The sequence below is a fragment of the Bacteroidales bacterium genome (genome assembly GCA_013141385.1).
Lineage (GTDB): Bacteria > Bacteroidota > Bacteroidia > Bacteroidales > Tenuifilaceae > UBA8529.
Genome location: JABFRB010000025.1, coordinates 40,730 through 51,775 on the forward strand (window position 1 = coordinate 40,730; position 11,046 = coordinate 51,775).

Consider the following 11,046-nt stretch of genomic DNA (forward strand, 5'->3'; position numbering starts at 1 on the left):
TTTATTCAAACTTAAAAATCAATTTCAAAGAACGATATCTTTTAAATATTAGTTTGCTCAAGAATCCTTATGAAGTATTTGCTTAGGTTTAAAGAAAAACTTGTAGAGGAAATCATTTTTTGTCAAAAGGATATTGTCCAAATCCAGATAGCAAAATTGTACTATATGTCAAATACCAAGGGGGATGCGAGAAAATCTTATAAGAATAGTAAGGAGCATTCGACTTTTAAACCCTGTGCATTCTTTATCTTAAATTCTACATCTTTAGAAGGATGATTTTTTAACAGAAATTCTATTTTTTGATCCTCTATTAATTCTGAATTTTTATTATAAAGCGATAAAAAAAGAGGCTATTATTAGCCTCTTTTTTTATTTAAGATGATATCAGATTGCTATTTTTTAACAAATCTGGTTGTAAGAGGTCCTTTTGAATCATCAACAGAAAGGATGTAAACACCAGAAGGTAATTCTGAAACATTAATTGATTTTTCAGTTTTATCAATGTTTTCAGTTTTTACAAGTGAACCATTTGTATTGTAGATTTTAACCACACCAATCATAGCACCATTGCTGAGTTTAACATTGATAGTGTTATTGCTTGGATTGGGATAAACAGATATACTTGTAGGTAGCTCTTCAGCATCAATGTTGTCACTTTTAGGCGTTGCAGTGCCTAGTATATTTACAGTGTAATCCTCAACTTCGCCATAGCTGAAAGTTTCACATGCGGTTGGAGCTGAATTATATTTCATCGTCACGCGCATTCTAGTTGAACCTAATGTTGCAGTTGTTGGAACTGTGAAGGCTTTGCTAAGAGTTGCGCTACTTTTCGATGAACCAGAACTGATTAGTTCATTACTTTCAAATGTTCCATCCTGATCGTAGTCAATCCAGATATACCAGTATTCAGTGCGTTTAGTGCTTTTATAACCTGCACTGTAGTAAATAGTATAACTTGTTCCTCTGCCTAAATTTGTACTTAAGTTTGTAAAGTTACCGTAACCTGCATTAGCAGCAGTAACATTGTTGATTGTATTCAGCCTTACTAAATCAATCCATTCATTAGTAACATTATTACCCTTTGATGCACAATAAGTGATAGATGTTAAGGTTGTTACGTTAATGATATTACTAGCAGCAGAAACATTACCAGCTGCATCTTTAGCTTGAACATAGAATGAATAGGCTGTTGCAGCTGTTAAACCAGTTACGATATATGATGTAGTGGCTGATGTTGCAAGATAAGTACCATTCTCATACACATCGTATCCAGTAACACCAAAATTATCTGTAGAAGCAGTCCAACCTAATGTAACAGAATTGGTGGTTATATTTGAAGAGGTAAGATTACTTGGAGCAGTTGGTGCTTGAGTATCTGGTCCACCTTCGGCAATTACTACCGTATAATCTTCAACCTCACCATATGAAAATGTTTCACATTCAGTTTGTGCAGAATTATACTTCATAGATACGCGCATTGTTGTTGTTTTAGGCGTTGTGCCAGAAGGAACTGTTAATGTGCCGGTAACAGTAGTGCTACTAAGAGCACCGGCATCAAAAACTAGCTCACCAGTATCTGCGAAATCGCCATCATAGTTGAGGTCAATCCATATTTTCCAGTATTCATTATATGTTGTACTTGCAAATGCGGGGGTTAGTGATACGCTATAACTACTACCAGCGATTACATTTAAAGTTTTGTTAGTAAAGTCGGTATAACCAGCTGCTCCAGATGAGTTTGATAACGACCCAACTATAACGTTCGATATCCATTCGTATGAGAAATTACTACCCATTGATGTACAATAAACAATTGGAGCTATCCCTGTTGTTGTGAAAGTATCCTGACTTCCATAGCTTGTTCCTTTAGCATTTGTAGCGTAAGCACGTACATAATAGGTTGTACCTGAAGCTAGACCATCCATTGTTAATGTATATGATCCCGTAAGAACAGTTGGAGAAGTAGCCACTACTGTACCTGATACAACTGTTGGATTGGCTGTTTTTGAGTATACAAGCCCACTATTTATAATGGTTGCACCTCCATTTGAAGTGATATTTCCACCACAAATGGCAGAATTATCAGCTATTGATGATACGCTATTAGTTGTTACTGTAGGAGCGGTTGTTCCATCATCTTGATAAACCATATAGCAAACTGAGCAAGCAACGCGAGCTGCTGTTACAGCAGTTCTCATATATCCGCCTTCACCCCATGTTGGACCCCATGAGTTTCTTAATATCCAGTAGTCACCAGCAGTTGCATCGTTTCCCCAACCTACTAATGCAACAGCATGGTTAGTTGTTGTGTAATCGCAAGGACTACCAGGGCAAGATGTTGAAGCATCTGTATATATACCCCCACTGTAGTTTTGCCATGCGGTTGAAACATAAACAGCAACATCAACAACGCCGTAGGTCATAATAGCCGTTTTTATTGCCTCAATATCTGAACAGGGAACCCTATACCAAGCATTAAATTGAGTTTTAGGTGCCGAAGCGGTGGATGATGGACATGGTTGACCAGCAGTTGGAGTATATGGAAAGTATGATTCAGGTATAGTTCCGACATCAACCAATGCTTGTAATTCAGAATAGGTATAATCGGCACCGTTACAACCACTAAAATGGCTAGAATATGCAGGTAAAGTACTCAAACAAAATGCGATGTAAGATTCTGAAAAATCTGATGTGTTTGAATCGTATAGACCTGTTGCAAAATTGTAAGTACCCTCAGCGCAAGCAGAGGCTCCAAATGCATAGCATGATCCGCAGCTACCTTGATCGCGAACTGCTCCTATATACGAATGTCCGTTGTAGCTTCTCCAGTCGAAAGAGGTTGGATTGGCTTTAGACGCAACGAAACTAGGATTATCCTTAGCTATTTCATAAATATCCTTTCCCGAGCCCCTAGTTTCTAGTTGCATTTTATCACCATTCTTTTCCATCAATTCCTGTAGAGATAGTTTTTCTACAACTCCTTTTACTTCGCGAGTACATACAGCTTTTTCGGTTACAAATCCATCGATTTTTTCTGTAACTGTTTCAATTTTGTATCCCTTTTTTGCAGCGTAAGAATATTCTTTTCCAACCTTGCCCTTATAGAAGTCCCAAGCATTTACTTGTTCCCCATTAGGTAGGGTACACAAACCAATTTCATTCCCTTTCTTATCGCTTTGAACGGAATAGCGATAACCCATGAATTCACAATAGGTTGCAGCTGGGTTTTTAAACCCTTTTTGTGCAAATGTGGTCATACAAATCACTGTGAAAAGTATAACCATTTTAACTTTTTTAGTCATAAAATATTTGTATTAAATTAAAAAATAGTGTATACAAGTTAAATCATTTGTACAATTCAACAAAGTGTCATAAAAAAAGATATCGAAATATTCTATAAGCATTTGGGAAAATAACAGATAAAACAAAGCGTTTTAGGGAATTATTTTTTTGTCAAAAAAAATCAAATATGAGTTTTAAATGAAATGATTTTGCATCTGATTTTTTTAATGTCTAATACCCTTTAATATTTTTTATGCGATTATTGTTTCATATTTTTGCTTCCATAAATAAAAAAATTATGCACTATACTGAACTGGTAAAAGGGAAAGTACATTGGATTGGGGTGAACGATCGAAGAAAAAGGTTGTTTGAGAATATATGGCCGCTCGAAAGGGGCGTTTCATATAATTCATATTTGATTCTTGACGAAAAAACGGCACTTATCGATACAATCGAGGATCGCGCAGCGGGAAATTATATTGAGCGAATTGAGAAACTTCTGAATGGTCGAAAACTCGATTATCTGATAATTAATCATATGGAACCAGATCATTCTGGTGAAATAAAAGAGATTTTCAACCACTTTAAGGGCGTTAAGCTTATTGGTAACCTCAAGACTTTTAAAATTGTTGAGGCATACTGGGGTATTAAAGATAATTTACATCAGGTTGATGATTGCGATATTATAGATTTAGGTTATCATAAACTTAAATTTTTTATGACACCATGGGTGCATTGGCCAGAAACAATGATGACTTATGATTCAACAGATCAAATACTATTTTCCGGTGATGCTTTTGGAAGTTTTGGTACGCTGGATGGCGGTATTTTCGATGATGAAATAAACGATACATTTTTTGAGGAAGAGATGCGTCGTTATTACTCTAATATTGTTGGTAAATATAGCAATATGGTGCAGAAGGCTCTTGTAAAACTTCAAGGAATTCCAGTTCAAGCAGTAGCCCCAACGCATGGACCAGTATGGCGTTCAAATCCTAGTAAAGTTATTGGTTTGTATGATAAATGGAGCAGATACGAAGCGGAGGAGGGTGTTGTTATCATTTTTGCATCAATGTACGGGAATACTGAGATGATGGCTGATTATATTGGCCGTAAACTTTCCGAAAATGGTGTTAAAAATATCCGAATTCATGATGTTTCAAGAACACATATTAGCCACCTTATCAATGAGATATGGAAATATAATGGATTGATACTTGGTTCTTGTGCATACAATTCACAGATGTTTCCATTGATGGAACAGCTTACCCGTGAATTGACTCATATGGGATTAAAAAATAAATATTTAGGATTATTTGGCAGCTATAGTTGGAATGGGGGCGGAGTGAAAAATCTTATGGCTTTTGCTCAGGAGATTGGACTTGAACTTGTTGCAGATCCTGCCGAAATTTTTGGAAAACCATCGGATGATAAATATCAACAGTGCGAGATATTGGCTCAAAAAATGGCCGAAAAAGTTAAAAGATAAAGCAAAAGCCCCGAAATTTGGGGCTTTTGCTTTTCCAATTGCTAATGAATTAGCTTAATATCCAGTAAAGACCCAAGAAAATACCACACGAAAGCACTACTGTTACAGGTATAGTCACGACCCATGCAATCAATATGTTTTTAACGGTTTTATACTGTAAGTTTTTTAGACCGCCCTGTGAAACCATGCTACCAGCAATGCCCGAAGATAATACGTGAGTTGTACTTACTGGTAAACCTAACATGGTTGAAACACCAATAGTACTTGCAGCCACCATCTCAGCACTTGCGCCTTGTGCGTAGGAAAGGTGCGATTTACCGATCTTTTCTCCAATTGTAACTACAATTCGTTTCCAACCAATCATTGTTCCAAGACCTAGCGAAGCAGAGACCATAAGAATAACCCACCATGGAGCAAATTCTGTAAAGGATTTTAACTCTTTAAGGTTGCTTTTAAGCTTAGAGTTCTCAATTTCAGTTAACCCAAGTTGCATGTAATTACTATGTTTACTTAAAAGTTTATCACAATTTTTAGAAATCATTATTATATCCTTACGTACCTCAAATCTTTTTTTAGGAGTAATTTCATCTTTAGTTTCCGATTCTTCAATAACTTGTCTAATATCTTTAACATCGGTTTTAATTTGCATTAACTTAACTTGTTCCTCAGCGTTTATGGTACTTGCATTAATCTTATTAAGATAAATATCAATGGCTTGCACATTTCCATACATATTACTTATATTCTTGGAACTATCTATAGCGAAAAATGTTGGGGCAAGGCTTATTAGAATAATCATAATCAATCCAACACCCTTTTGCCCATCATTTGAGCCATGTGAATAGCTAACACTTGTACAAGTAAGTACTAGAATACCTCTAATCCAGAATGGTGGCTTTTTATCCTTTTCAGGTTCGTCAAAGAATTTTTTACGTTTAACTACTCTTTTAAATATTGTCATGAGAAGCATAGTGAGACCAAAACCAAAAATTGGGGAGATAAGCAACGATAAACCAGCATCTATTACTTTTTTCCAATTTAGAGCAACGCTGCCATCAACATTAATAAACATAAAAGCAATACCTACTCCAAAAATTGACCCTAAAAGCGTATGCGAACTAGAACAAGGTATTCCAAAATACCAAGTTCCGAGATTCCAGAAAACAGCAGTTAGAATAAGCGCAAATATCATAGCCATTGTATGATAGGTATTCTGGTCAACTAAAATTTCAAGCGGAAGTAAGTTGATTATACCCATCGCAACTGCTAGGCCACCAAGGTAAACCCCTAAGAAGTTCCAGATACCAGACCAGATAACGGCTGTTCGAGGTTTTAGCGATTTAGTATAGATTACAGTTGCAACAGCATTCGCAGTGTCGTGAAAACCATTGATAAATTCGAATGTCAGTGCAGCAAGAATGCTGAATATTAATAAAATTGTTAATCCAGTGCCTAGTCCAAACATAATGTGAAGTTTTTAAAATGCAGCGCAAAGGTATAACACGGTATTAATTTAATGTTAATATAATATTTTATTAATGTTAAATTAATGTTAAGTGATGGAAAAAGTGCCTAAAATAGGTTGAATGTCTAAAATTTCAAGAGTGTTTTAAGTACTCCAAGTACTTTAGGCACTTAAGTGCACTCTAGGCACTTCTTATTTAAAATTGTAATATTTTCTGATAGGTTTTTTCACATTCCATACACACTTTAAACCTACTTTGAAAGTCACAAAATCGCCGGCTTTGATCGAGTAATTTCCGTCAGGAGTTTCAACTTCAACTTCACCATCAATTATCTGACATTCCTCCTCAGATTCGTAATACCAATCAAATTTCGAAATCTCTTTCGTCCAAATTGGCCATTTGTTGATTCCTCTATTAATAATCTCTTCTTTCGAGAGTTTATCGATGATTACCTTACTCATAATGATTAATTTAAAAGGATTAAAAACCTAAATTATATAGATAAATTTGAATAATTAAATGAAAATGGAAAAAATTTTGGTTCGCATAACATCTTGTTTATTAATATAATTACTGGTTATATTTTATGCAAAAATAGAAAGACTATACCAATTTGAAAAGAAAATATTAAAGAAAACCAATAGAGTGCCGATTTTTATACATTTGTGAAAACAAATTATATGGAGTTCAATCTTAGTATCGGATTATCTCATCTTGAGACGCAACGTGTTACTTCCAATACAACCGCGTTACATTATGGTTCAGGTTTGGTTGATATATTTGCAACACCCGCAATGATTGCTTTAATGGAAAAGGCTGCTCTAAATGCTGTTCGCACAAAATTACCCGAAGGATATAATACTGTAGGTACAGAAATCTCAGTAAAGCATATAAAAGCTACTCCAAAGGGAATGAAAGTAAAAAGCGAAGCTACATTAAAAGAGATTAATGGCAATAAACTTTTATTCGAAGTTCTGGCCTGGGACGAAGAGGGTGAAATTGGACGAGGAACACATTCTCGTAAGATTATAGAAACTGAAAAATTTATGAGTCGTTTTCGAAATAAGAAATAGTCATGGATTTGGGTATTTTTACATCTCCTTCGTATCATAGGCACGAAATTAAAGTGCATTCATTTGATATAGACTTTAATAGTAGGCTAAACGTTTTTTCGCTGTTTAACTACTTTCAGGAGATAGCTTGGGAACATGCTGCAATTTTACAATTTGGACTAGAAGATTTATCTAAGAAGAATCTTTTCTGGGTCTTATCCCGTGTAAGGGTTGAAATTGTAAGGCTGCCAAATTGGGCTGAGAAAATTACTTTAATTACATATCCAAGGGGTATCTATGGGTTATTTGCGTTAAGGGACTACGAGGTTTATGACTCAGGAGGGAATTGCATTATTTCTGGTTCAGGTGGTTGGCTTATTTTGGATGCGAAAAATCGACGACCTATTCGCTTGAATGATCTTGATTTAGATTTTTTTAATAATGATCGTAGAGCACTTTCGGTAAACGCATCAAAGGTTGTAGATGTAAAGCAAAATCCTTTAAGGGTAGATAATTTAGTCGTTAGAACGAGTGATATTGATCTTAACAATCATGTAAACAATACTCGATATATTGAATGGGCTTATAATATGTTTTCTTTAGATTATCATAAAGTGAATCTGCTTAAAGTTGTTGAAGTTAATTTTTTGGCAGAAGGGAAAGAGAATAATAACCTTAGTGTTGAATTGTATCAATTATCTGAGAAAGAGAATACTATTAGTATTAATCGGATTGATGATAAAAAAGAATTATGTAGAGTTTATTTTGAGTGGGTGTAAGAAGTAAGGTTGGTAATTAACTATAACGTAATAAAATGGAATGATGGAGGGTAGTACATGAAGTAACCCCATAATTTCGATACTAAACTTGAGAATTATTATTAATAGTAAATCATTAACATTGTATATTTTTAGCATCAAACAAGGATTTATTACGGATTTAGTATCAATTAATGCTTTTTTATCGATTACCAAAATCATACTAGATGTTTACCGAAATCGACTTAATTCAGCTAGCAGAACAAGGAGTGGAGCCATCAACCGCTACTCAGCAAATCGAAAACTTTAGAAAAGGTTTTCCTTTTTTGAAAATCACTGCTCCTGCAACCAGTAATAATGGTATCATAAAACTTGATTGCGATGAGGTTGATGATCTTGTTGATCTATATAAAGGTTTTGACGGTAGTCGATTAAAATTTGTACCTGCCTCTGGTGCTGCTACTCGAATGTTTAAGCACCTCTTTGAATTTATTCAGGATTTCCCTAGTAAAGGAGCGGAATGCCTTAATGATAAGAGTTTTGGTTCTGCAAGGAATTTTTTCAATTGTATAAATAAATTTTCATTTTATCCTAAACTGTTCGATGAACTTTGGAATACTGGCTATAAGATGGATGAACTCTTAGAGCGACAGTATTTTCTGCCTATTGCTGAAGCACTTCTTGCGAATGACGGGTTAAACTACGGGAATCTACCAAAAGGGTTAATACTTTTTCATCGATATAAAGATAGTTCACGTACAGCCATGGAAGAGCATTTAGTAGAAGGTGCTCAGTACTGTAGGGATACTCATGGAAATCTCAATCTACATCTTACAGTTTCAACAGAACATCGGGTAGGTTTTGAAAAACTTATAGAAAGGGTTAAAGAGCATTATGAATCACATTATGATGTAAAGCTAAACATCTCCTTTTCTGAGCAAAAATCATCAACTGATACAATTGCCGTTGAGATGGATAATACCCCATTCAGGAATACTGATGGCACATTACTTTTTAGACCTGGCGGACATGGTGCACTACTTGATAACCTAAATGACATTAATTCTGATATCGTTTTTATAAAGAATATTGATAATGTTGTTCCCGATAGGCTTAAACCACAAACTGTAAGGTATAAAAAAGCTCTTGCAGGTTTACTGCTTAGCTATAAAGACATAATCTTCGACTATATACTAAAACTTCATGATGACGAGTATGTTGATGAAGAGTTTTTACATCAAGTTTTCAATTTCTCAAAAAATGAACTTTGCATTTTGCCATCCGATAGTTTGAACACTAATGATTTAAAAGAACTAAAGAGATATTTAATTGATGTTCTTAACCGTCCTATTAGAGTTTGCGGGATGGTAAAAAATCAAGGAGAACCCGGTGGTGGCCCTTTCTGGGCAAAAAATACTGACGGCACAACTAGCCTACAAATAGTTGAAAGTTCCCAAGTTGATTTAAATGATCGAACCATTACAGAGATATTTAACCAATCTACCCACTTTAACCCTGTGGATTTAGTCTGCTACTTGAAGGATTATAAAGGAGAGAAATTTGATCTGCTTAAATTCCGTGATCCTTTAACAGGCTTTATTTCGATTAAAAGCAAGGATGGACGAAATCTGAAAGCGCAGGAATTGCCCGGATTATGGAATGGTGGAATGTCGAACTGGAATACCATTTTTGTTGAAGTGCCATTAATTACCTTTAACCCTGTTAAGAGCGTGAATGATTTGTTGAGGGATGAGCATCAAACGGATTAAATTAACAATGAGGCAAAATGCCAATTAGCCAATTTGAGGTACTATTATTCGAGAATTGTTTCCATTTTTAATTGTCAAATCGGCATATTGTTAAATTAAGAAAATTTCTTTTGGATACTCAATCCCAGTAAGATAAAGCCCTTCCGCAGGTGCTGAAGATCCAGCTAATGATCGATCTTTTGCAGCAATAATCTCCGAAAACCTTTCAACGGTTATCTTTTTCCTACCCACATCAACCATAGTGCCTACAATGGCCCTAACCATATTTCGCAAAAACCTATCCGCAGTTATTGAAAAAACGAGTAGATTATCCTTCTCTTCCCAATTTGCCGAATATATTTTGCAATCTGATGTTTTATTATCTGAACCAACCTTGCTAAAGCTTGTAAAATCTGTGTAATTGAATAAATGCCTGGATGCTTGCTGCATCAAATCAATGTCAAGCGATCCAAAGAACATCCAAGCCAGTTCGCGCCAAAAAGGATCTTTGTCCCGGCAAATAAAATAGTGGTAAGTTCTGCTAGTAGCATCAAAACGGGCATGAGCCTCGGGTTTAACGGAGCGTATAGATTTAATTGAGATATCTAACGGAAGAATTTGATTTAGGTGATATAGAAAAGAGGGGTTGCTGCTTAAATCGCTACGAATAGAATCAAAATGAGCAACAAAATACTTTGCATGAACACCAGTATCGGTGCGCCCTGCGCCTAATGTGCTAATATCCTCCTTAAGAAGAGTGGCTAAAGAACTATTAAGCTCAGCTTGAACACTATGTGCATTCTCCTGAATTTGCCATCCGTGATAATTTGTTCCACGGTACGATAGTTCGATGAAGTAACGATAGTTCACTTTGTTAATCTTTTTGCAAATGTAATGTTTGGATTGGAATACTGATAAATTGATAGGATGATAAGTGGAAAGTTAAATATGACCTTGTTGCATGCAATTTGGCTATCGCAGCGATTATTGGGGTGGGATATGGAGCATTATGAAGAATAATAGCCATAATGGTTTAATAATGGATGGTAATGGGGTGTTAGTTCTGTGCAATAAAACTATCGCATTTTACGATATTAACCCGTAGTCCACCTTTAACTAAATTGTAATGCGAATTAAGGGTTGAAACTACTTTACTAATAATTTAGTTAAATATTTGAAAATCAATAAAATAACATCAGAAATATTTGTTTAAAACCCTGGAAATCATTATCTTAAGCGATTAATCTCACT

Annotated in this window: 8 protein-coding genes; 4 read left to right on the forward strand and 4 right to left on the reverse strand. The window is 35.2% G+C overall.

Features of this window, described 5'->3' with window-relative positions; translation table 11 throughout:
- Nucleotides 1–392: 392 nt before the first annotated feature.
- Nucleotides 393–3,302 (reverse strand): DUF333 domain-containing protein, encoded by a 2,910-nt coding sequence (locus HOO91_15390; GenBank protein ID NOU18938.1) that lies wholly within the window; start codon nucleotides 3,300–3,302, stop codon nucleotides 393–395.
- 278 nt (nucleotides 3,303–3,580) lie between these two features.
- On the opposite strand from HOO91_15390, the gene HOO91_15395 reads away from it, so the two are divergent.
- Nucleotides 3,581–4,771: an FprA family A-type flavoprotein gene (locus tag HOO91_15395; protein NOU18939.1), complete on the forward strand. Its 1,191-nt coding sequence runs from the start codon at nucleotides 3,581–3,583 to the stop codon at nucleotides 4,769–4,771.
- A 49-nt stretch (nucleotides 4,772–4,820) separates the two neighbouring features.
- Here HOO91_15395 and HOO91_15400 read toward each other — a convergent pair whose 3' ends face one another.
- Both HOO91_15400 and HOO91_15405 read right to left on the reverse strand, forming a co-directional pair.
- Nucleotides 4,821–6,236: an inorganic phosphate transporter gene (locus HOO91_15400; protein ID NOU18940.1), complete on the reverse strand. Its 1,416-nt coding sequence runs from the start codon at nucleotides 6,234–6,236 to the stop codon at nucleotides 4,821–4,823.
- 192 nt (nucleotides 6,237–6,428) lie between these two features.
- Entirely contained in the window at nucleotides 6,429–6,698 is a 270-nt protein-coding gene (locus HOO91_15405; protein NOU18941.1) for a cupin domain-containing protein, read from the reverse strand.
- Between the two features lie 219 nt (nucleotides 6,699–6,917).
- Between HOO91_15405 and HOO91_15410 the strand changes: the two genes are divergently transcribed.
- From HOO91_15410 to HOO91_15420, 3 genes are all read left to right on the forward strand, one after another.
- Nucleotides 6,918–7,310: a thioesterase family protein gene (locus HOO91_15410; GenBank protein ID NOU18942.1), complete on the forward strand. Its 393-nt coding sequence runs from the start codon at nucleotides 6,918–6,920 to the stop codon at nucleotides 7,308–7,310.
- Nucleotides 7,311–7,312: 2 nt separating this feature from the next.
- A complete protein-coding gene (locus HOO91_15415; protein ID NOU18943.1) occupies nucleotides 7,313–8,068 on the forward strand; it encodes a hypothetical protein in 756 nt (251 codons plus the stop codon).
- A gap of 206 nt (nucleotides 8,069–8,274) precedes the next feature.
- Complete coding sequence (locus tag HOO91_15420; protein ID NOU18944.1) at nucleotides 8,275–9,816, forward strand: DUF4301 family protein; 1,542 nt, start codon at nucleotides 8,275–8,277, stop codon at nucleotides 9,814–9,816.
- Nucleotides 9,817–9,906: 90 nt separating this feature from the next.
- On the opposite strand, the gene truA is transcribed toward HOO91_15420, so the two are convergent.
- Nucleotides 9,907–10,686 carry a tRNA pseudouridine(38-40) synthase TruA gene (gene truA / locus HOO91_15425; protein NOU18945.1) on the reverse strand — a complete coding sequence of 260 codons (780 nt, stop codon included), beginning with the start codon at nucleotides 10,684–10,686 and terminating at the stop codon, nucleotides 9,907–9,909.
- Nucleotides 10,687–11,046: the final 360 nt, after the last annotated feature.

Excerpts from the sequence above, each read along its gene's own strand:
- HOO91_15390 (NOU18938.1), bottom strand. The coding sequence starts at position 3,302 with ATGACTAAAAAAGTTAAAATGGTTATACTTTTCACAGTGATTTGTATG.
- HOO91_15395 (NOU18939.1), top strand. The coding sequence starts at position 3,581 with ATGCACTATACTGAACTGGTAAAAGGGAAAGTACATTGGATTGGGGTG.
- HOO91_15400 (NOU18940.1), bottom strand. The coding sequence starts at position 6,236 with ATGTTTGGACTAGGCACTGGATTAACAATTTTATTAATATTCAGCATT.
- HOO91_15405 (NOU18941.1), bottom strand. The coding sequence starts at position 6,698 with ATGAGTAAGGTAATCATCGATAAACTCTCGAAAGAAGAGATTATTAAT.
- HOO91_15410 (NOU18942.1), top strand. The coding sequence starts at position 6,918 with ATGGAGTTCAATCTTAGTATCGGATTATCTCATCTTGAGACGCAACGT.
- HOO91_15415 (NOU18943.1), top strand. The coding sequence starts at position 7,313 with ATGGATTTGGGTATTTTTACATCTCCTTCGTATCATAGGCACGAAATT.
- HOO91_15420 (NOU18944.1), top strand. The coding sequence starts at position 8,275 with ATGTTTACCGAAATCGACTTAATTCAGCTAGCAGAACAAGGAGTGGAG.